General features: G+C 70.2%; 21 protein-coding genes. 14 read left to right on the top strand and 7 right to left on the bottom strand.

From position 1 onward, the window contains the following. The 5 genes from ACIO52_RS18180 (at nt 1) to ACIO52_RS18160 (ending at nt 4,800) form a co-directional block, all read left to right on the top strand. Nucleotides 1–261, top strand: a complete 261-nt coding sequence (locus ACIO52_RS18180) for an HPr family phosphocarrier protein (protein WP_402645112.1) — start codon at nt 1–3, stop codon at nt 259–261. Beyond that, nucleotides 261–1,925 carry a phosphoenolpyruvate--protein phosphotransferase gene (gene ptsP, locus ACIO52_RS18175; RefSeq protein ID WP_218721814.1) on the top strand — a complete coding sequence of 555 codons (1,665 nt, stop codon included), beginning with the start codon at nt 261–263 and terminating at the stop codon, nt 1,923–1,925. Before ACIO52_RS18180 ends, ptsP begins: the two co-directional genes overlap by 1 nt. A gap of 208 nt (nt 1,926–2,133) precedes the next feature. Continuing rightward, on the top strand, nt 2,134–3,288 hold the full coding sequence (locus tag ACIO52_RS18170) for an N-acetylglucosamine-6-phosphate deacetylase (RefSeq protein ID WP_402645109.1): 1,155 nt from the start codon (nt 2,134–2,136) through the stop codon (nt 3,286–3,288). Next, on the top strand, nt 3,288–4,067 hold the full coding sequence (nagB, locus tag ACIO52_RS18165; RefSeq protein ID WP_218721818.1) for a glucosamine-6-phosphate deaminase: 780 nt from the start codon (nt 3,288–3,290) through the stop codon (nt 4,065–4,067). Before ACIO52_RS18170 ends, nagB begins: the two co-directional genes overlap by 1 nt. 1 nt (nt 4,068) lies before the next feature. Then, the gene (locus ACIO52_RS18160) at nt 4,069–4,800 is read left to right on the top strand and encodes a copper homeostasis protein CutC (RefSeq protein ID WP_402645105.1); all 732 of its coding nucleotides are present in this window, start codon (nt 4,069–4,071) and stop codon (nt 4,798–4,800) included. A 111-nt stretch (nt 4,801–4,911) separates the two neighbouring features. Here ACIO52_RS18160 and ACIO52_RS18155 read toward each other — a convergent pair whose 3' ends face one another. Together ACIO52_RS18155 and ACIO52_RS18150 are read right to left on the bottom strand one after the other, a co-directional pair. Further along, nucleotides 4,912–5,553 carry an HD domain-containing protein gene (locus tag ACIO52_RS18155; RefSeq protein WP_218721821.1) on the bottom strand — a complete coding sequence of 214 codons (642 nt, stop codon included), beginning with the start codon at nt 5,551–5,553 and terminating at the stop codon, nt 4,912–4,914. 62 nt (nt 5,554–5,615) lie between these two features. After that, a complete protein-coding gene (locus ACIO52_RS18150) occupies nt 5,616–6,272 on the bottom strand; it encodes a class I SAM-dependent methyltransferase (RefSeq protein WP_255588699.1) in 657 nt (218 codons plus the stop codon). A gap of 100 nt (nt 6,273–6,372) precedes the next feature. Here ACIO52_RS18150 and ACIO52_RS18145 point away from each other — a divergent pair, with 100 nt between their 5' ends. Next, the gene (locus ACIO52_RS18145; protein ID WP_316574018.1) at nt 6,373–6,954 is read left to right on the top strand and encodes a helix-turn-helix domain-containing protein; all 582 of its coding nucleotides are present in this window, start codon (nt 6,373–6,375) and stop codon (nt 6,952–6,954) included. Here ACIO52_RS18145 and ACIO52_RS18140 read toward each other — a convergent pair. Next, nucleotides 6,887–7,183, bottom strand: a complete 297-nt coding sequence (locus ACIO52_RS18140) for a hypothetical protein (protein WP_218721825.1) — start codon at nt 7,181–7,183, stop codon at nt 6,887–6,889. The genes ACIO52_RS18145 and ACIO52_RS18140 overlap by 68 nt on opposite strands. Before the next feature lie 172 nt (nt 7,184–7,355). Here ACIO52_RS18140 and ACIO52_RS18135 point away from each other — a divergent pair, with 172 nt between their 5' ends. Beyond that, a complete protein-coding gene (locus ACIO52_RS18135) occupies nt 7,356–8,291 on the top strand; it encodes a nitronate monooxygenase (protein ID WP_316574035.1) in 936 nt (311 codons plus the stop codon). A 116-nt stretch (nt 8,292–8,407) separates the two neighbouring features. On the opposite strand, the gene ACIO52_RS18130 is transcribed toward ACIO52_RS18135, so the two are convergent. Beyond that, nucleotides 8,408–10,060, bottom strand: coding sequence for a CocE/NonD family hydrolase (locus ACIO52_RS18130; RefSeq protein ID WP_402645100.1), 1,653 nt, complete (start codon nt 10,058–10,060; stop codon nt 8,408–8,410). 59 nt (nt 10,061–10,119) lie between these two features. Beyond that, nucleotides 10,120–10,920 carry a thioesterase family protein gene (locus tag ACIO52_RS18125; protein ID WP_402645097.1) on the bottom strand — a complete coding sequence of 267 codons (801 nt, stop codon included), beginning with the start codon at nt 10,918–10,920 and terminating at the stop codon, nt 10,120–10,122. Nucleotides 10,921–11,038: 118 nt separating this feature from the next. Between ACIO52_RS18125 and ACIO52_RS18120 the strand changes: the two genes are divergently transcribed. From ACIO52_RS18120 to ACIO52_RS18110, 3 genes are all read left to right on the top strand, one after another. Then, nucleotides 11,039–11,665: a TetR/AcrR family transcriptional regulator gene (locus ACIO52_RS18120; protein ID WP_316574015.1), complete on the top strand. Its 627-nt coding sequence runs from the start codon at nt 11,039–11,041 to the stop codon at nt 11,663–11,665. A 109-nt stretch (nt 11,666–11,774) separates the two neighbouring features. After that, entirely contained in the window at nt 11,775–12,245 is a 471-nt protein-coding gene (locus ACIO52_RS18115) for a hypothetical protein (RefSeq protein WP_218721830.1), read from the top strand. Between the two features lie 396 nt (nt 12,246–12,641). Further along, nucleotides 12,642–13,853 (top strand): lipase family protein, encoded by a 1,212-nt coding sequence (locus ACIO52_RS18110; protein ID WP_402645092.1) that lies wholly within the window; start codon nt 12,642–12,644, stop codon nt 13,851–13,853. Between the two features lie 227 nt (nt 13,854–14,080). Here ACIO52_RS18110 and glnA read toward each other — a convergent pair whose 3' ends face one another. Beyond that, a complete protein-coding gene (gene glnA, locus ACIO52_RS18105; RefSeq protein WP_218721833.1) occupies nt 14,081–15,517 on the bottom strand; it encodes a type I glutamate--ammonia ligase in 1,437 nt (478 codons plus the stop codon). A 251-nt stretch (nt 15,518–15,768) separates the two neighbouring features. Between glnA and ACIO52_RS18100 the strand changes: the two genes are divergently transcribed. Then, on the top strand, nt 15,769–16,224 hold the full coding sequence (locus ACIO52_RS18100; RefSeq protein ID WP_218721835.1) for an RDD family protein: 456 nt from the start codon (nt 15,769–15,771) through the stop codon (nt 16,222–16,224). Nucleotides 16,225–16,260: 36 nt separating this feature from the next. Continuing rightward, the gene (locus tag ACIO52_RS18095; RefSeq protein WP_402645088.1) at nt 16,261–16,644 is read left to right on the top strand and encodes a YrdB family protein; all 384 of its coding nucleotides are present in this window, start codon (nt 16,261–16,263) and stop codon (nt 16,642–16,644) included. Between the two features lie 54 nt (nt 16,645–16,698). On the opposite strand, the gene ACIO52_RS18090 is transcribed toward ACIO52_RS18095, so the two are convergent. Continuing rightward, the gene (locus tag ACIO52_RS18090; protein WP_402645085.1) at nt 16,699–17,442 is read right to left on the bottom strand and encodes a DUF4191 domain-containing protein; all 744 of its coding nucleotides are present in this window, start codon (nt 17,440–17,442) and stop codon (nt 16,699–16,701) included. 128 nt (nt 17,443–17,570) lie between these two features. On the opposite strand from ACIO52_RS18090, the gene ACIO52_RS18085 reads away from it, so the two are divergent. Together ACIO52_RS18085 and ACIO52_RS18080 are read left to right on the top strand one after the other, a co-directional pair. Next, nucleotides 17,571–18,983, top strand: coding sequence for a M20/M25/M40 family metallo-hydrolase (locus ACIO52_RS18085; RefSeq protein ID WP_402645082.1), 1,413 nt, complete (start codon nt 17,571–17,573; stop codon nt 18,981–18,983). Then, nucleotides 18,980–19,816: an alpha/beta hydrolase gene (locus tag ACIO52_RS18080; protein ID WP_316574012.1), complete on the top strand. Its 837-nt coding sequence runs from the start codon at nt 18,980–18,982 to the stop codon at nt 19,814–19,816. The genes ACIO52_RS18085 and ACIO52_RS18080 overlap by 4 nt, the downstream gene beginning before the upstream one ends. Nucleotides 19,817–19,823 lie beyond the last annotated feature (7 nt).

The following is a 19,823-nucleotide window of genomic DNA, read 5'->3' as shown; positions in this document are numbered from 1 at the left end:
ATGACCACCCGCACAGTCGTCGTCGGATCCCAGGTGGGGCTCCATGCCCGGCCCGCAGCGAAATTCACCCAGGCCGTGCAGGCCACCGGAGTACCGGTGCGGATCTCGCTGGGAGCGGGCGAACCGGTCGACGCGGGCAGCGTGCTCGCCGTCATGACCCTTGGCGCCGGCCACGGCGCCGAGGTGACCCTGCACGCCGACGACGACGCGGTGCTCGACAGCCTGGCCGCGCTGGTGGCCTCGGATCTGGACGCCGCCTGATGGGCGAACAGGTGATTCGCGGCCTCGGCGTGAGCCCCGGCGTGGTGTGCGCGCCGTGGCTGCGGTTCGGTTCGCAGCTGGCGACCTCGGCGCAGGATCCGGTCGGCGGCTCGGTCGAGGACGAGATGGTCCGGGTCAAGGCGGCGCTCGGCGGTGTGGCCGACGAGATGCAGGCCAGGGCCGGTCGGGTGACCGGCGTCGCGGCGGAGATCTTGTCGATGTCGGCGACGATGGCCCGCGACCCTGGCATCGTCGCCGCCACCGAGAAGCAGCTGACCGACGGGATGCCGACGGCGCACGCGGTGCACCTGGCGTTCGAGGGTTTCTGCGCCAAGCTCGAGGCGCTCGGCGGGTACATGGCCGAGCGCGCGACCGACCTGCGCGATATCGGCGGGCGCACCGTCGCGGTGCTGCTCGGGGAACCGATGCCGGGCATTCCGGAGCCGGGCCATCCGTTCGTCCTGGTCGCCCGGGATCTCGCGCCCGCCGATACCGCGATGCTCGGTGACAGCGAGGTGGTCGGGCTGCTGACCACCGAGGGCGGGCCGACCAGTCACACCGCGATTCTCGCGAAGTCGCTGGGACTGCCCGCGGTGGTGAACTGTCCCGACACCGACCGGCTGATCGAGGACGCGCCGGTCCTGCTCGACGGCAGCACCGGGGATGTCGTGATCGATCCGAGTCCGCTGCGGCAGCAGGCCGCGATCGAGCAGGCGGCGGCCGACGCGGCGCGGCTGGCGGCGGCCAGCGGGCCGGGGCATACCGCCGACGGGACGCCGGTGCAACTGCTGGTGAACATCGGGACCGTCGACGACGCCGAGAAGGCGGGCCCCGTCGACAGCGAAGGCGTCGGGCTGTTCCGTACCGAGTTCATGTACCTCGGCAAGGCGACGGCGCCGAGCCTGGACGAGCAGATCGCCTCCTACACCACGGTTCTCGAAGCGTTCGCCGGTCGCAAGGTCGTGGTCCGCACGCTCGACGCGGGCTCGGACAAGCCGCTGCCGTTCCTCGATCTGGGGACCGAGGAGAACCCCGCGCTGGGTGTGCGCGGGCTGCGGATCGGGACGGTGTTCCCCGATACCCTGGCCACCCAGCTCACCGCACTGGCCAGGGCGGGCGAGGCCACCGGAGCGGACCTGTGGGTGATGGCGCCGATGGTCGCCACCGCCGACGAGGCCGCCGGATTCGCCGCGCTCGCCAGGGAATCGGGGCTGCGCAAGGTCGGCGCGATGATCGAGATTCCGGCGGCGGCGCTGCGGGCGGCCGATCTGCTGGCGCATCTGGACTTCGTCAGCATCGGGACCAACGATCTCAGCCAGTACACCTGCGCGGTCGATCGGATGGCGGGTGGGCTCGCCCATCTGCTCGATCCGTGGCAGCCCGCGGTGCTCGATCTGATCGCGATGGTCGGCGCCGCGGGGACGGCCGCCGGGAAGTCGGTCGGCGTGTGTGGCGAGGCGGCGTCGGATCCGACGCTGGCGCCGGTGCTGGTCGGGCTCGGGGTGACGAGCCTGTCGATGTCGGTGCCCGCGTTGCCCGGGGTGCGGGCGGCGTTGTCGGCGGTGGATATCGAGACCTGCCGCGACGCCGCCGATGCCGCGTGCGCGGCCCGGAATCCGCAGGTGGCGCGCGAGGCGGTCGCGGCGATCGTCGGGCGGGCATGAATCGGAGGACGGTGTGGCCGGTCCGGCCGGTGGTCGGGCCGTCGCACGATGGGTGTGTGCGGGGCTATTTTGTGGGCCCCTTCGTTGCCACCGCGCAGCGACCAACCGGCCTCAGGCAACAGCCGGTGCGGGCAGCCGACCAGCCTCAGCGGGCAGCACACGCAACCGACCACAGGCAGCGGGTGGCGCGGTGAGCGCACGAGGTGTCGTGCGGGGACGGCTTGTCGGGACGCCCGGCGGTGAGATCGCCGACGGGGTGGTCGAATTCGCGGACGGCCGGATCACCTGGGTGGGTGGGGCTGCGGATCATCCTGCGGCGGGGCAACTTCCCTCGGCGGGTGACGAGCTGGTGCTGCCGGGCCTGATCGACGTGCACTGCCATGGTGGTGGCGGATTCGGATTCCCCAACGCCGATACGAAGGGTGCGCGGGTCGCGGCGGCGAATCACCGCGGTCAGGGGACGACCGGGTTGCTCGGGAGTTTGGTGTCCGCGCAGCCGGAGGTGTTGCTTCGGCAGGCGGAGCTGCTCGCCGATCTCGTGGATGACGGCGTACTGCTCGGGATTCACCTGGAGGGGCCGTTCCTCAACGCATGCCGTTGTGGCGCACAGGATCCCGCGGCGATCATTCCCGGTGATCCCACGTTGTTCGAGCGGATCTATGCGGCGTCGCGCGGCACCGTCCGATCGATGACGCTGGCGCCGGAGACCGCGCACTTCGCGGAACTACTCGCGGCCATGCGCCGCAACGATGTGCTGCCCAGTCTCGGGCACACCGACGCCGACGCCGCGACGACGGCGGCGCGGATCGCGGACGCGACCGGTGGACCGATCACCGCGACGCACCTGTTCAACGGCATGCCGCCCCTGCACCACCGCTCCCCCGGCCCGGTCGCCGCCTGCCTGGCCGCCGCCGGTCGGGGCGAGATGGTGCTCGAATTGATCACCGACGGCGTGCATCTGGCGCCCGAGACCGTGGCGATGGTGTTCGACACGGTCGGGCCCGAGCAGATCGCGCTGGTCTCCGACGCGATGGCGGCGGCCGGGCTCGGCGACGGTGACTATCAGCTGGGGGCGCTGGATGTGCGCGTGCGCGACGGTGTCGCCCGGCTCGCCACGGCGGACGGGACACCGGGCGCGATCGCGGGCGGGACCGCGCGGTTGCTCGATGTGCTGCGCTGGACGGTGCGGGAGGCGCGGATTCCGCTGGTCGTCGCCGTCACCGCCGCCACTCGCACGCCTGCCAGGGTGCTCGGTCTGCACGACCGGGGCGTCCTCGCCGTCGGCATGCGCGCCGATCTTCTCGTCACCGATCAGTCATTGCAGCCGCGGCGGGTGTACGTCGCCGGAACGGAAGGAACCTGATGGAAATCGTCATCCGGGCGGACGAGCACGAGGTGGCCACCACGGTCGCCGATATCGTCGGCGGCTATGTGGAGCGCGGCAACGCGATCCTCGGCCTGGCCACCGGATCGTCGCCGCTGGGCAGCTATCAGGAGCTGGCGCGACGGTATCGCGAGGGCGAACTCGACTTCTCGACGGCGAGCGCCTTCCTGCTCGACGAGTACGTCGGACTGCCGAAAGAGCATCCGCAGTCGTACTTCTCGGTGATCCGTTCCGAATTCGTCGATCACGTGAATCTCGATCCGGCGCGGGTACTCAGCCCGAACGGCGAGGCGGGGGACATCGCGGGCGAGGGCAGGCGCTACGACGCCGCCATCGCCGCGGCGGGCGGGGTCGACGTGCAATTGCTCGGCATCGGCACCGACGGGCACATCGGCTTCAACGAACCCGGCTCGGCGCTCACCTCGCGCACCCGGGTGAAGACGCTCACCGAACAGACCCGCAAGGACAACGCCCGCTTCTTCGACGGGCCCGACGACGTGCCGCACCATGTCCTCACCCAGGGTCTCGGCACGATCGGCGAGGCCGGGCACCTGGTGATGATCGCGCTCGGCGCGGGCAAGGCCGACGCCATCGCCGCCGCCGCGGAGGGGCCGCTGTCCGCCTTCTGCCCGGCCTCGGTCATGCAGTGGCACCGGCACGTCACCGTGGTGATCGACGAGGCCGCCGCGAGCAAGCTGAAGCTGGCCGACTACTACAAGTACGCGCTGGCGAACAAACCTGCCTGGCAGTCGTTCTGAGATGACCGCGCTCGAGTTCGCGGTGCAGGACGTAGCGGGTGCGGTCGGCGCCCGCCGGGTCGGCGCGGATCGGGTGGAATTGTGCGCGGCGCTGGGTAGTACCGGTGGGCTGACGCCGAGCATCGGGATGATCGAGGCGGTCGTGTCCACCGGGATTCCGGTGCACGCGCTGATCCGCTGTCGGGCGGGCGGGTTCGTGTATTCCGAGGCCGAGGAGATCGCGGTGATGAACGCCGATGCGAAGGCGGCGGTGTCGGCCGGGGCGGCCGGGCTCGTCGTCGGGGCGCTCACGCCCGCGCACCGGGTCGACCTCGACGCGCTGGAACGCATCCTCGACGGCGTTCCGGCCGACAGCATCGAGCTCACCTTCCATCGGGCCATCGACCAGATCGGTGACCGGTCGGCGGCGATCGACCGCCTGATCGCGGCGGGCATGACCAGAGTCCTCAGCTCCGGCGGCGCGACGTGTTGCGCCGCCGGTCTCGACGAGCTCGCCGCCATGGTCGACCAGGCGGCGGGCCGACTCCAGATCATGGCCGGTGGCGGCATCACGGTGGCCGATATCCCCGCACTGCGTCGCATCGGCGTCGACGCGGTCCACCTCTCGGCCCGCCGCGTCGTCGCCGATGACGGTGGACCGGGCGGTGGGGGCACCACCGGCCACGAACAGCTGGACGAGAGTCTCGCCGCAGCGGTCGCGACGCGGCTCCGCGACGCGGCGTCGGCGGGCTGATCTGTCATCCGGATCGGGCCGCGAGGACATCGGGCGAACGGTGGCGGCATCGACCACAGCAACCGGATGTCCGCCACCGGCATCGCAGGGCCACCAGCCGGCGCAGCGACCTCAAGAACGTTCGGCGAGAATGAGTTCCGCTTCACCGGGGTTGCAGTCGAACGCCGCCTGCACTGCTGCGATGGCTTCGGCGTGCTCCCCGGCCGCGACCAGCCGGTCGATCTCGGCCCACTGGTCGGTCGGGGCGGCTACCGACAGGTCGAGTCGGCGTTCGAGGCGTTCCCACATGCGGGCCACCGTCGGGTCGTCGGTGAGCAGTTCGCCCAGGTGGGCTTTGAAGGTGGGGTGTTCGGTGCGGTACATGCCCATCCAGCTGCTGTCGGGCGGGCTGGCCTCGGCGTTGGCGGTGCGGTCGGCGAGTTTGAGGATCACCGCCGGCGGGTGGGCGGCGATCTTGGCGTAGGCGTTCAGGTTTCGGGCCTTGCGGTCGGGGCCGATGCCGGTGACGGCCCAGACCAAATCGAGAACCTCACGACCGAAACGAGATTCGACCTCCTCGGCGGTGACCGGGGTGTCCTCGATGACGTCGTGCAACCAGGCGGCGGTACCGACCGCGCCGTCGTAGCCGAAGTCGTCGAGGACGGCCCGCACCGCCGCGAGGTGGGTGATATACGGATGCTCGCCGTAGCGCTGGTCGCCGTGGGACTCGAGGGCGAACGCCCGCGCCTCGGATTCCCGCTGATCGAACTCCATATCGCACCCCCGTGCTCGATTCGGATCGTGACGAGATCGACCCTAGCCGAGGCCACCGACAATCAGCGCGGCTTCCTGGCGGTGAGGATGCCGGTCTGGTACTTGCTCTGCGTGTACTCGAGCTCGGTGAAACCGGCCGTTCCCAGCTGGTCGGTGTAGTGGCGGATGTCGGCATCGGCGAAGGGGTTGCCGCCGCCGAAGAACGGGGCGAGAATCCGGCGCGCCCGCGGGGTGAGCGAGGCGTCGGCCAGCAGCAACCGGCCGCCGGGGCGCAGGACCCGCCACATCTCGGTGATCGCGGCCGCGCGGTGCTGCGCGGGGATGTGGTGCATGACGAAAGTGCAGGTGACGACGTCGAATTCGCTGTCGGCGAAGGGGAGATCCTGGGCGGGCGCCTGTTCGTAGCGGTGCTGCGCCGCGCGATCGCGCTGCCGATTGTCGGCGACGGCGATCGCCGAGGGATCGACCCCGACCGCCGCACCGGACGCGCCGGTCACCGCACCCGAGGCGCGCACGAGTTTGCCCGGCCCGCAGCCGATATCGAGCGTGCGCTGCCCCGGCGCGATACCGGCCGCCGCGACGAACTCGGCCAGCAGACGACGCTGCCTGCCGAGGAAGAACACCGTGGTGAACAGGTTGTACCGGCGCAGGCCCGCGATGACGATGCCGGTGTCGCTGTCCTCGACGAACATGGGGGTGAGAAGCTGGTTTCTTGACATGGGTCCATGGTCGGACGCGGCCACGGCGGCGACCAGGATCAGAATCGCCGGATCTGTCCGTTTCCGGACAGATCCGCGGAATCCGTCCCGTGGAGGAACGATGGCCGAGCACACCGATCGCCGGGTCCGCCGGACCAGGGACAACCTGCACCGCGCGCTGATCGAGCTGATGATCGAGCGCGGCTACGACCGGGTGACGGTCAGCGACGTCATCGAGCGCGCCGATGTCGGGCGCTCCACCTTCTACGCGCACTATCGCGACAAGGACGACCTGCTGCTGGTCAGCTGCACCGAGTATCTGCGCCGCGAGATCGCCCGCACCACCGTGCCGGGCTCACCGCTCGCACCGCTGCGGGTGATGTTCGCCCTCGCCGCGCGGTATCCGGAGGTCTACCGACCGTTGATCGGGCCGAAGGCGACCACGACGGTGCTGCACGCCTACCAACGGTGCGTGGCCGACCTGATCGGCGAACTGGTCGAGGAGCTGCCCGGCGACACCGTCGCGTTCCTGTCGTGGGGACTGGTCGGGTTCCTCGGCGCCGTGATCGAGCCGAACGATCCGGTCGCGCCGGCGACCGCCTGGCAGCGCTTCGAAACGCTGGCCCTGTACGGGCTCAGCGGCGGCCCAGGTCGGGCCACGGCGGCCGGCGCAGCAGGGTCAGCGCCGCGATCACGCCCGTGAGCAGGCCGATCCATTCGCCGAGCTGAGCGATCCGGTTGGTGTCGACCGCGGGCGTCCAGTGGGCGCGGCCGTCGTGGATGACGAACACGCCGACCGGACGGGCGGCTCGGCCGAATCCGCCGCCGCGGGCGACGGTGATCACGGTCGCGCCGTCGGCGGTCGGCACCGGGTCGCCGAAGATCATCGGCGGCGTCGTGACCGCCTGCTCGAGCCGGTCCCTGATCGTCATCCGAACCCCCGTCGGTCGTCGCGGCACTGCTGTCGAACATACGCGCCGGACGATGCGTTGCCCGGCGGTTCGCGAACGCCGTGCCCGGGAGCGTCGGGCGCTCTTGGCATGATGGGTGAGCCCAGCCACGACGAGAGGGGTTGCGCCCATGACCACCACACCGGAGCTCGACATCCTGGCGACATCGTGGTCGCGTTCGCTCGGCCTGCGCGTGCCGGTGGTGAACGCGCCGATGGGCGGGGCGGCGGGCGGACGGCTCGCGGCGGCGGTGACCGCGGCGGGCGGGCTCGGCATGATCGGAATGGGCAGCGCCGGATCAGTGGCCGCGCTGGAGCGTGAGCTCGCGCTCACCGGCGACGCGGCGTTCGGGATCGGGCTGGTCGACTGGGTGCGGCAGCGCGAAGCCGGACTGCTCGACGCCGCGATCGCCGCCGGACCCCGTGCCCTGTCGATCAGTTTCGGTACCGACTTCTCCTGGGTGCCGGTGGTACAAGACGCGGGGATTGTCGCGATCACCCAGGTCTACGACGTGCCGGGGGCGCATCGCGCACAGGATGCCGGGATCGACGTGCTGGTCGCGCGGGGGTGTGAGGGCGGCGGGCACGGTGCCGACCGGCTCGGGCTGCTGCCGCTGCTCGACGCCGTCCTCGACATCGCGACCGTGCCCGTGCTGGCGGCGGGCGGGATCGGTTCCGGGCGCACCCTGGCCGCGGTGCTGGCGGCGGGCGCGGCCGGGGCCTGGTTGGGAACGTGCCTGGCCGCGGCGGAGGAATCCCTGCTGCCCGAGAACGCGCGCCGCGCGATGCTCGCGGCCGATTCCACCCACACGGTGGTGACCACGGCCTTCGACGAGACGCTCGACCTGCCGTGGCCGCCGATCTATCCGGCGCGGGTGTTGCGCAACGACTTCACCGATCCGTGGTCACGCCCGGAACTCGACGAGACCCGGCCCGATGCGGACCTGCTGCGCGCGGCCATCGCCGTCGACGACGCGACCATCGCGCCGGTCGACGCGGGACAGGGCGTCGGGTTGATCACCCACATCGAGCCCGCGGCCGCGATCGTCGACCGACTCTGCCGGGATGCGGCCGCCTTGTTGCGGCGCTGAGGGTACCGCGGTCTTGCGCTCAGCGGCCACGACCACGGCTACGCCGAACTCCCCCACCACTCTGCGACTCGGCAGCCCCGAGGCTTCGGCGACGAGGCTCCCACGGACTCGGTGACTCAACGGACAGGATTGCGCAGGTCGACGACGCGCGCGGGGTCGTTCAGCAGACTCTGGTCGAGCTGGATCGTCTCCTCGGTCCGCCACCGGGCGTGCCAGATCGGTACGCCGCCGGGCAGATTCGGCTCCCGCGCGGAGGTGAGCAGCGGGAGTTCGAGGCGGGCCCCGCTCACCGTGACCGCGGCGTTGGCCGGGGTGTGTGACCAGACGTCGTCGACCACGTCGGTGATCCGGATACCGAGCCGGTGGCCGGTGGCCAGGCGGGCGTCCTGCCACAGCAGGCGGATCGCGGCCTCCGGGCGGACCGGAGCGATGCCGCGGGTCAGCACGGTAGCGCGGCCGTCGGGGGCGATGTCGTAGAGCTCCAGCGCGACCGTCGCTTCCGGCGGTCCGGAGAGCCGAACGGTCGCTGTCGCCCGGCCCGCGAGGTGCAGCGCTTCGGTGACGGGCGCCGAGATCGACCAGATCTCGCGGTCGGGGCCGGGGAGCAGGCCGCGATCGGTGTAGGTGCCGGTGCGCAGGTCGACGGAAACACGCTCGGAATCGACCGGCGGCCAGACGCTTTCCCCGCGCCAGCCGCCGTCGAACTGGCCGACGGTGACCGGTGGACCCGGCACCTCGACGGCGGCACCGGCAACGTGGCGGTCCAGGAACGCGGCCAGTTCGTCGGTGAAATGCGTTGTGCCACAGCGGCTGCGGCAGTCGGAGTGCCCCCACTGGCCGAACCAGGCCCGGTGCTCACCGGGACCCATCGCCTGCCAGGCGTCCAGGACACGATCGGCGCGAGTGTTGGAGTCGAGGAAGCTCTGGCCGAGGAACAGCGGGGTGGTGTTGCCGCGCAGGTCCTCGACGATGTCGCGGTCGCGCCAACCCGGGTTGGCACCGTTGTGGTCGGTGGTGAGGGCCAGGTAGTCGTCGGTGCATTCCTTGGTCAGCGCGACAGCGTTGGCCTGGTATTCGGGTGAGTCGTCCCAGCGGCCGGGGGTGTGGGCGATGGCGAGGTGTTCGGGGCCGGCGAGGTCGGCGGGGCGAAGTCCGTCCTCGGTCAACGGTTTTCCGCCGAACTTCCACGAGACGCCCTGCATGTACAGGTAGGTGTACGGGTCGACGACCGGCTCGAACGCGGCCACCGCGGCCAGACCCTTCGGCTTCGCGGCCAACGCGAGCATCCCGGTCCAGCCCTCGTAGGACGTGCCGACCACGCCGACCCGGCCGGTCGACCAGGGCCTGCTCGCGGCCCACTCGACGGCGGCGGCGACATCGGACTGCTCCCCCGGGCCACCGAAATCCGGGCAGCCGTTGGAGCCGCCGAAGCCGCGCAGATCCACGATCACGTAGGTGTAGCCGGCCTTCAACGCCCACTCGACCGGCAGGTTGTCGGTCGACGGGCCGCCCTCGGGGCGCGGCTGGGTGAGGTAGGCCAGGTGCGCGCGATAGGGGCTGGCCGTCAGCAGCACCGGGGTGCGCACGTCGTCGGCGATGCCGTGCGGACGCAGGATGTCGGCGTGCAGGCGGGTGCCGTCGGGGGCGGTCAGATAGTCCTGCGTCCACTGGAACGCCACATTCACCGGTTCGGCCGACACCGGCGCCGCCATACCAAGCACCAACGCCACACCGGCGGCCACCCGCGCCACCATCGCACCCCATTGCACGGATGGACTATCGCCGGTCGCGTCGCGCGCGTCCAGCCCCGAGATCCGGGGGCCGCGGATCAGGGCTGCGGTTGCGGGCGGACGGTGAGGATCTGCTGGGCAACGCCCACCGGTCCGCGCACGTCGTGCAGCACGGTGCTGGTCAGGCCCTGGCCGGCGTGGCCGAAGGTGACACTGGTGTCGAGGCCGGTCCACTCGCCCTCGGGCTGCCGGTACAGGTGGATCGTCAGATCGACGTTGGGGAACATCCACTTGGTGGGTTCCTGCCGGACCGCGATGCCGTTCGCGGTGTCGACCAGCGCGATGAAGGACGCCGGCGGCTCGCTCGGCTCGCCGGCCACCAGCTCCACCGCCGAGTGGATCCAGGCTCCGGTTCGCCCGGGTTGCGGATGCCCGACGGGCCGGGTGTCGAGGGTGGCGATATAGCCGCCGGGCCAGATCGAGCTGAGCGGCCACGAGGACAGCGTGTCCGGGGCGGGCAGCCGATCGGGCTCGCCGCCGGCGACGCTGTCGGTGTCCTGATCACTGAGCAGCCAGGCGCGGGCGCTCACGACGGCGCGGCCGGCGATGGTGACCGTGGCCTCCATCAGTTCGATGGTGCGGCCGGGGCGGACGATCCGAACGTCGATGTCGAATTCCTCGAAGCCGATCCGGCCGAGGATGTCGAAGCTGATCCGGCTCAGGGTCAGTGCGGGACGTTGTTCGCGCGCCCGCGTGCGCAGGATCTCGTGGACGATCAGGCCGCCGAGGGGGCTGAAGTGCTGTTCGTCGAGGTCCCAGGCGCCGCCCGCGTGGACGGTGGGCACGAAGCGGTGCGTGCCGATGCGCTGGAAGTAGCTGGGGGCGATCGTCTCCGTCACAAAACTCAACCTAAGGGTCGAATTTTCATCTCGCTAGTCGATTCACCATCCTTGTGGTCGACCTCACAGCGGCGGCTTGCCCCGGCACGCCCGCCTGCAGCCCCGATATGATCTGCCGATGACTTCGATGGCGGACGAGAGCGTCGCGCCCGCCGGGCGCGCGGCCAGACGCCGCGACCGCCGCAAGGCGGAGATGATCGATGCCGCGTTGCAGATCCTGTCGAGCAGCGGTTATCAGGGAATGCGCTTCGAGGACGTCGCCGAGCGCTCCGACATCGCGAAAGCGACCCTCTACCACTACTTTCCGAGCAAGGACGCGCTGGTTTCCGCCGCGCTGGAGAAGCTGACCTCCGATGTGCTGACCCATCTCGGCGCGGCCCTCGACGGCGCGGCGGATCGGTCGGCCGCCGAACGGCTGCGCGCGCTCGTCGACGAGCAGCTGCGGGTGCTCACCGTGCTGTATCCCGAAGTGGGCAAGCTCTTCTCGTTCCCGGCGCCGTGGCCCGCCGAGCACACCGAGGCGATCAAGACCATGCGCAGGCGGCACGACCGGCTCTTCCGCGAGGTCGTCGACGCGGGCATCGCCGCCGGCGAATTCGATTGCCCCGACCCGCCGGTCGCGCTGCACTGCCTGCACGGCATCCTGAACCACGCCTCGATCTGGCTGCGCCCGGACGCCGATCCGGACGGGCGGACCCGCGCCGCCGTCGTCGACGAATCGTTGCGGCTGTTTGTCCGAGCCTGAAAGCTCGCAGATCGGGCACCGCGCGGACCCGCGGGGCAGGTGTCGGAGCGAAGGGGTAGTTTCTCCGGCACGGGCGGGGAATTCTCGCTCGTCACGGGAGGGACCCACTGTGGCTGAGCCGAGAACCCATCATTACCAATTCGCCCATCGGGTCCTGCCCGACCTAGCGCAGCGGCTCGGCGCGCGCATGGTCACCGACGAACCGCCGTTCGGCTACACCGAACAGCTGAAATACCTCTGGGACAGCGTCGGTGAGCGACTGGCCCCCGCCGACCGGCTCCCCTGCGACGACATCACCGGCCGACGCCTCGACGGCGACGGATTCCGGCTCCTGCTGGTCCAGCTCCCGACGCCGGCCGCCCCCGTGGAGGCGCATTTCGTCGCCGTCGTCCTCCCCGACGACTCCGACGACATCCGGATCTTCACCCTCGAACGCGCCGCCTTCCAGCCCCCGGACCGCTCCGACGCCACCACCCTCGGTTCCTGGGCCGACCACAGCCACTTCAACCTCGGCCCCGGCCCCCACCCCGACCCCACCGCCTTCGTCGCGGCCATCCACGCCAAGCTCGCCGCCCGCTAGTCCGGGTCGCGCCCCGCACCGACTACGCACCGCCCCCAGGGATTTCCCCACCGCCCGTCCCGCACCACAGCATTCGCCCCACGCCGACGCCGCTGGACGCGGGCCGAGGGCTGGTCGGCGGCCCGAAGCACCTCCGAAAACTCCACAGCCGCAGCGTATTGCCGCCGGCCTGCTCTCCCGCGCTTCGCGACGGTCGTCGAACCCGACGCGATCTTCGTCATTCGGGTTACCAGCCCGATCTCGGGAGATAGCCTGACTGCCTTCAGGGGGATTCGCGGGCTGTGGTCCCCCGGGAGGGAAGATCGAATGACAGGCAGTGTCGTTTCGCCCGGTGGTGCATGGGGTTCGGCAGTCCAACGCCGTCACCTGCGCTCGGCGGTGATCGCAGTTTCAGCAGTGTTGTGCTTGACCGGCACTTCGATAGCGATCGGTCATGCGGACCCGCTGACAACTCCGCAGAACGATCCGTTCTACACGCCGCCGTCGGGCTGGGACTCGGCGGCGCCAGGCACCGTCCTGCATTCGCGCCCCGTCGAGGTGGCCTCGCTGCAACCCCAGGCACAAGACGCCGATGCCTGGCAGTTGCTGTACCGGTCGACCGATACCGACGGCCGACCCATGGCGACCGTGACGACGGTGCTGCGGCCACGGACCGGACAGGTCAAAGGCTTGATCTCCTATCAGCCCGCCACCGATGCCTCGGCCCCGCAGTGCGCGCCCTCGTTCGTGCTCCGGCAGGGAGCGCCCGACAAGTACGACTCCTCGCTGGACCTCATCCAGATCGACCAGATGCTGTCGTCCGGTCATGCGATTTCCATCCCCGACTGGGAGGGGCCGAAGGGGACGCTGTTCACCTCGAGACAGCCGGGTTACGCCGCGCTCGACGGAGTGCGTGCCGCCCAGGGCTTCGCGCCGCTCGGCCTGCCCGGCACCGAGACCCCGGTGGCCGCGATGGGCTACTCCGGCGGGTCGATCGGCACCAGCTGGGCCGCGCACGTGCAGCCGACCTACGCTCCGGAAATACAACTGGTCGGAGTCGCCATGGGTGGTTGGACAGCGCCCATCGGCAGCTACCTGGGAACGCTCGACGCCGGTCCGTTCTCCGGTTTCCTGCCGTCGCTCCTGCCGGGCATGCTGCGCGCCGACCCGCGTCTGGCGGCGGCTTTCGACAAGTATCTGACGCCTGCCGGACGCGCTCTGCTGGCAGCGGGTGACAGCAAATGCGTGACGGCCAACGTCGCTCAGCACGCGTTCGTGCGCATGGACGACTACCTGACGATCCCGTTCACACGCCTGCTCGAGGAGATACGACCGTCGTTGGACGCGCTGGACTTCAGCGCCGTGGCCTCGACGGCGCCGCTGTTCCTTTACAGTGCCGTGCACGACGAGATCGTCACCATCGCCGGACCCGACAAGGCGGTGGCGCAGTGGTGCGCGGCGGGGGCGCCGATCACCTACACGCGAGACCTGTTGAGCGAGCACGTCAGTCTGGCGATCAGCGCGACTCCCGCGGTCCTGCGGTGGATCGATGAACGTCTGGCGGGACAGACCGCGCCGGACGGTTGCTCGACGCGCACAGTGACGTCCATGTCGCTCGGTGGCGCGTAGCGCGGTAAGCACGGCCTGACCTCGCCGCCGAGTGCGGGCAGCGCGACCATCGCGGTCGTGCAGGCTCGCGGCCACGCAGACACAGCTCGACACACGGGCGCCCGGTACAGACGAGTCCACCCGCCGCGTGATCATGGGTGATCACGGAGCGGGTGGACTCGACACCGTTTACTGCGTACCCACTGCGGACGGAACGGGCCGATCAGGCCCGTTCCCGCAGTTCAGGCTTACACGTCGTAGTAGAGCTCGAACTCGTACGGGTGCGGACGCAGGTTGACCGGCGCGATTTCGTTGTCGCGCTTGAGCTGGATCCAGGTCTCGATCAGGTCCTCGGTGAAGACGTTGCCTTCGGTGAGGTAGTCGTGATCCTGCTCGAGGCGGTCGATGACCGTCGCGAGGCTGGTCGGGGCCTGCGGGATGTTCTTGGCCTCCTCGGGCGGCAGCTCGTAGAGGTCCTTGTCGACCGGAGCCAGCGGCTCGATCTTGTTCTTGATGCCGTCCAGGCCGGCCATCATCATGGCGGCGAAGGCCAGGTACGGGTTGCCCGAGGAGTCCGGCGCGCGGAACTCGATGCGCTTGGCCTTCGGGTTGTTGCCGGTGACCGGGATGCGGACCGCGGCGGAGCGGTTGCGCTGCGAGTACACCAGGTTGATGGGGGCCTCGTAGCCCGGCACCAGACGGTGGTAGGAGTTCACGGTCGGGTTGGTGAACGCCAGCAGCGACGGGGCGTGGTGCAGGATGCCGCCGATGTAGTGACGCGCCAGATCCGAGAGGCCACCGTAGCCGGCCTCGTCGTGGAACAGCGGCTTGCCGTCCTTCCACAGCGACTGGTGCACGTGCATGCCCGAGCCGTTGTCACCGAAGAGGGGCTTCGGCATGAAGGTGACAGACTTGCCTTCCTGCCACGCGGTGTTCTTCACGATGTACTTGAACAGCTGCAGGTCGTCCGCAGCGCCCAGCAGGGTGCCGAACTTGTAGTTGATCTCGGCCTGACCGGCGGTGCCGACCTCGTGGTGGCCGCGCTCGAGCTCGAAGCCCGCGTTCTGCAGGTTGGTCGAGATCTTGTCGCGCAGGTCGACGTAGTGGTCGTACGGGGCGACGGGGAAGTAGCCACCCTTGTTGCGGACCTTGTAGCCCAGGTTGCGGCTGCCGTCCGGGTTGAACTCCTTGCCGGTGTTCCACGAGCCCGAGACCGACTCGATCTCGTAGAACGAGCCGTTCATGCCCGAGCCGTAGCGGATGCCGTCGAAGATGTAGAACTCGGCCTCGGCACCGAAGTACGCGGTGTCGGCGATACCGGTCGAACGCAGGTACTCCTCCGCCTTGCGCGCGATGTTGCGCGGGTCGCGGGAGTATGCCTCACGGGTGAACGGGTCGTGCACGAAGAAGTTCAGGTTCAGGGTCTTCGCGGCACGGAACGGGTCGATCCGAGCGGTGCTGAAGTCGGGCAGCAGGAGCATGTCCGACTCGTCGATCGACTGGAAGCCACGCACCGAGGAGCCGTCGAACGCCAGACCCTCTTCGGCCAGGTCGGCGGTGAACGCCTTGGCCGGGATCGAGAAGTGCTGCTGGACGCCGGGCAGGTCGGAGAAGCGGATATCGACGTATTCGATGTCCTCTTCCTTGATGTACTGGATGACCTCTTCGGCCGTGCTGAACGTCACTTGTTCTCCTTACGGATCGGTTCCCAGCCAGTCACGATGCATGGGTTCGTCGCGACCTGACGCTAAGGACGCGGTGTTTCCCTACAGTCAAGGCTGTGTTTCGCCAGTGTTACGCGTGCCGGAGGCGGGGTGATGTCTGCCATCCGGGCGCGACCTGCATCGTAATCCTGCCATCCGTCCGACCGCGCGGTGACGTGACCTCCACTAATGCGGTCGTGAGCGGGCGATAGCCGGCCACTATCCTGGAAGCCATGGCGCGTATCACCGGCACATGGCTCTCCGGCAATCCGGCGGAACCGGGCGACCCGGAAACATCCGGCTACCCCGGCGAGCTCTACGGGCTGCCGCGCGAGGGCGCGGGCTCGCTGGCGCCGACCTGGCGCCGGGTGGTCGCGCTGTTCGTCGACTGGTTCATCGCGGTCGGCATCGCCGCCGTGATCACCCGCAGTTTCGCCTCGTCGTCGGTGCCGCTGCTGGTGTGGTTCGTGATCGGCGTCGCCGCGGTGACGCTGTTCGGGTTCACCCCCGGCCAGTACTTCCTGAAGCTGCGGGTGCTGCGGATCGACGCCCCGGTGGCGGTCGGGTTCGTGCGGGCGCTGGCCCGGCAGGTGCTGCTGGTGTTCGTCATCCCGGCGCTGTTCACCGATGCCGACGGGCGCGGCATGCACGACCGTGCGACCGGCACGGCCCTGGTCAACGCGCGCTGACCCGCAGCAGGCCCGCCACGGCCTTACGCTGTGGCCGTGTCACTGAATCCGGCCCTGCTGGCCGTGCGTTTCCTGCTCGAACTGATCGCCATCACCTCGTTCGGGGTCTTCGGCTGGCGGGCATTCGACTCCCCCTGGCGATATCTGCTCGTCGTGGTGCTGCCCATCGCGGCCGCGCTGCTGTGGGGCACCTTCGCCCTCGCCGATGATCCGAGTCGCGGCGGTGGCGCGCCGGTGCCGGTCCCGGGCCCGGTGCGGCTGCTCGTCGAGTTCGCCGTGCTCTTCGGCGGCGCCGCGGCACTCTGGGGCGCCGGGCTGCCCCGGCTCGCGCTGATCTCGACAGCGGTGCTGGTCGGCTACCACCTGCTGGCCTACGACCGGATCCTGTGGCTGCTGACCGGACGGCCGCCGAACTCCTGACACGACACGAGCCCGGCACCTGCGATCAGGTGCCGGGCTCGGTCGGTAGGCGGGTCAGCGGCGACGGATCGCGCGCTGCATGCCCTTCATCTTCGCGCCGGGGGGCATCGGGCCCTTCGGCATCGCGGGTCCGCTGCGCGAGCTCAGCGCGGTCAGCCTGCCCTCGATCTGGTCGATCCGCTTGACGTCGATGTTGCGCGGCAGCTTGGTGAGGAACTTCTGCAGATCCTTGAGCGGGGTCTGGCCCTCGTCGTTGCCGACGACGACCTCGTAGATGGGGGTGTCACCGATGAGGCGGGCGGTGCGCTTCTTCTCCTGGGCGATGAGCGACTTCACCCGCTGCGGGGAACCCTCGGCCACGAAGATCACGCCCGGCAGGCCGATGACGCGATGCACCGCGTCGAGCTGGGTGGTGGCCGCGACGCCGTTGGCGACCCGCCACTTGCCCTGCAGGTTCTCCAGCACCCACGCCGCCGCGCCCGCCTGGCCCTCGGCCTTGCGGTAGACGTTCTTCTGCACGCGACGTCCGAAGATGATGAACGCGAACAGCACACCGAGCAGCAGACCCAGCGGCAGCAGGAACCACTGCATGTCGAAGATCAGACCGATGAGGAAGAAGACCACCGTGGTGCCGACGAGTGCGCCGACCATCAGCGGCAGCAGCGCCTTGTCTTCCTTGCGCTGCATGTTGAACGCCTGCCACAACTGCTGACGCCGTTCGCGTGATGCCTGCTTACGGGCCGCTTTAGCCGCGGCCTTGGCTTCCTTCGACGGCTTGCCGCCCTTGCCTCCTGCCATGGTGTCAGCTTAGATGGCCCCTCGCCGGGCTGTCGGACCGCATGACGCCCCGACCTCGAACACGGCGTTTCGGACGTCTTTGACGGCGAACCCGCCGGGCACGGGCAACAATGGCGAGGGTGCGCCCGATGACCGAGAAACCGACCGGATCCCCCGTCACCGACGGAGTCGACGAGGAGATCGCCGAGCGACTGGCCGCGGCGCTGCGCTGCGTGACGGTGTCCACCGAGGACCCGACCCAGACCGCCGACGCGGAGTTCGCCCGCCTGGCCGACCACCTCGAGGCGTCGTTCCCGCGCGTGCACGCCGAGCTGACCCTGACCACCTTCGGCCGCAGCAGGCTCTACCGCTGGGACGGCGCCGAGCCGGGACCGGTGGCGGCGATCCTGCTGGCCCACCAGGACGTCGTCCCGGTCGACGATCCGCAGCGCTGGACCCATCCCCCGTTCGCCGGCGTCGTCGACGCGGAGTTCATCTGGGGCCGGGGCGCGATCGACGACAAGAGCCGGGTCCTCGCCGTGCTCGAGGCCGTCGAGCAGGCGCTGACGGCCGGGGTCCGCCCGCGGCACACGATCTACCTGGCCTTCGGCCACGACGAGGAGGTCTTCGGCGACGGTGGCGCGGTCCGGATGGCCGAGCACCTGCGCGCCGAGAACGTGCGGGCCGAGCTGCTGCTCGACGAGGGCGGGGTGATCACCGACGGGGTCGCCGACGGGGTCGACCGGCCGGTCGCGAGCATCATGCTGGGTGAGAAGGGCTACGCGACGGTGCGGTTGTCGGTCAGCGAGACCGGCGGCCACTCCTCGATGCCGGGCAAGCAGACCGCGGTCGGGCGCCTGGCGCGTGCCGTGGCCCGGGTACAGGACCATCCGATGCCGCTGCGGCTGACCCCGGTGATCACCGACATGCTCGCCCGGATGCGGGTGGCGCTGCCCGAACCGCGCCGCAAGCTGCTCGAACTCACCGACCGGCGCGGGCTGGCCACGCTGACCGGACCACTGCTCACCCGGATCCTGGCGGCGGGCCCCACCACCGAGGCGCTGGTCCGCACGACGACGGCGCCGACGGTGATCCGGGGCGGGGTGAAGGCCAATGTGCTGCCGCAGAGCGCGGAGGCACTGGTGAATTTCCGCATCCTGCCCGGCGATTCGGTGTCGACGGTGCTCGCGCACTGCCGCCGGGTGATCCGCGACCTCGGTGTGGCGATCGAGCTCGTCGGGCCCGCGTCGGAGCCGTCGCGGGTCGCCGGTCCCGGCCCCGCCTACGCATTGATCGCCGAACTCGCCGCCGAGTTGGTCCCCGGCATCGTGACGACCACCGGGCTGGTCCCCGGCGCCACCGACTCCCGCCACTACGACGGTCTGGCCGCCACCCGCTGCAACTTCGCGCCGATCGTGCTGACCGCGGCCGATCTGGCACGGATCCACGGAACCGACGAGCGGATCTCCCGGCTCAACTACGCTCGACTGATCGAGTTCAATCGGCGCCTGATCGAGCGGCTCGCGGTGGCGCCCGGCGACGAAGGAGCAGCGCAGCGATGACGACGGACACGGGCGAATTCGCCGGCAACGGCGGCCGGATCGCCTGGCGCGCTTGGCAACCCGACACCACACCGCGCGCGGTGGTGGTGCTGGTGCACGGCGTCGCCGAGCACTCGGGGCGCTACGAGTACGTGGGCGACGCGCTGGCCGCGCAAGGTTTCGCGGTGTACGCGCTCGATCACATCGGACACGGCCTGTCCGAGGGCGCGGCGGCCAATATCGGTTCGATGCACGCCGCCGCCGACAATGTGGCGACCCTGCTCGACCTGGCGGGCAAGGCCCATCCCGACGTGCCCCGATTCCTGCTCGGCCATTCGATGGGCAGTCTGGTGGTGCTGCACCTGGCCACCCGTGGACCGGTCGACGTGGCCGGGATCGTGGTCTCCGCGCCGCCGCTGGACATCCCGCTGGGCAATCCGGTGCAGCGCCTGGCCGCTCCCCTGCTCACCCGGCTGGCGCCGAATCTCGGTGTGCTGACCCTGGATTCGTCGACGATCAGCCGCGATCCCGAGGTCGTGCGCGCCTACGACGCGGACCCGCTGGTGTTCCGCGGCAAGCTGCCCGCCCGCACGGCGGTGGAGATCCTGCAGCACACCGCGCTGGTGAAGCAGCGTCTCGACGCGCTCACCGCGCCGCTGCTGGTGCTGCACGGCACGGCCGACACCGTCGCCGCGCCGTCGAGTGCGGACCTGCTCGAGAGCGACGCGGGTTCGTCCGATGTGACGGTGCTGCGCTATCCCGGGCTGTTCCACGAGGTGTTCAACGAGCCCGAGCGCGACCAGGTGATCGGCGACGTCGTCGACTGGCTTTCCCAACATGTTACCGATGAGTAGCTTAGAG

Origin of the sequence: Nocardia sp. NPDC087230, from assembly GCF_044744725.1 — a bacterium.
GTDB lineage: Bacteria > Actinomycetota > Actinomycetes > Mycobacteriales > Mycobacteriaceae > Nocardia > Nocardia canadensis.
The sequence above is the reverse complement of the archived record's forward strand: the minus strand, read 5'-3'. Positions and strand labels throughout refer to the sequence as shown.

Coding starts and splice junctions, on each gene's coding strand:
- ACIO52_RS18180 (WP_402645112.1), top strand. CDS start 1: ATGACCACCCGCACAGTCGTCGTCGGATCCCAGGTGGGGCTCCATGCC.
- ptsP (WP_218721814.1), top strand. CDS start 261: ATGGGCGAACAGGTGATTCGCGGCCTCGGCGTGAGCCCCGGCGTGGTG.
- nagB (WP_218721818.1), top strand. CDS start 3,288: ATGGAAATCGTCATCCGGGCGGACGAGCACGAGGTGGCCACCACGGTC.
- ACIO52_RS18160 (WP_402645105.1), top strand. CDS start 4,069: ATGACCGCGCTCGAGTTCGCGGTGCAGGACGTAGCGGGTGCGGTCGGC.
- ACIO52_RS18155 (WP_218721821.1), bottom strand. CDS start 5,553: ATGGAGTTCGATCAGCGGGAATCCGAGGCGCGGGCGTTCGCCCTCGAG.
- ACIO52_RS18150 (WP_255588699.1), bottom strand. CDS start 6,272: ATGTCAAGAAACCAGCTTCTCACCCCCATGTTCGTCGAGGACAGCGAC.
- ACIO52_RS18145 (WP_316574018.1), top strand. CDS start 6,373: ATGGCCGAGCACACCGATCGCCGGGTCCGCCGGACCAGGGACAACCTG.
- ACIO52_RS18140 (WP_218721825.1), bottom strand. CDS start 7,183: ATGACGATCAGGGACCGGCTCGAGCAGGCGGTCACGACGCCGCCGATG.
- ACIO52_RS18120 (WP_316574015.1), top strand. CDS start 11,039: ATGACTTCGATGGCGGACGAGAGCGTCGCGCCCGCCGGGCGCGCGGCC.
- ACIO52_RS18100 (WP_218721835.1), top strand. CDS start 15,769: ATGGCGCGTATCACCGGCACATGGCTCTCCGGCAATCCGGCGGAACCG.
- ACIO52_RS18090 (WP_402645085.1), bottom strand. CDS start 17,442: ATGGCAGGAGGCAAGGGCGGCAAGCCGTCGAAGGAAGCCAAGGCCGCG.
- ACIO52_RS18085 (WP_402645082.1), top strand. CDS start 17,571: ATGACCGAGAAACCGACCGGATCCCCCGTCACCGACGGAGTCGACGAG.
- ACIO52_RS18080 (WP_316574012.1), top strand. CDS start 18,980: ATGACGACGGACACGGGCGAATTCGCCGGCAACGGCGGCCGGATCGCC.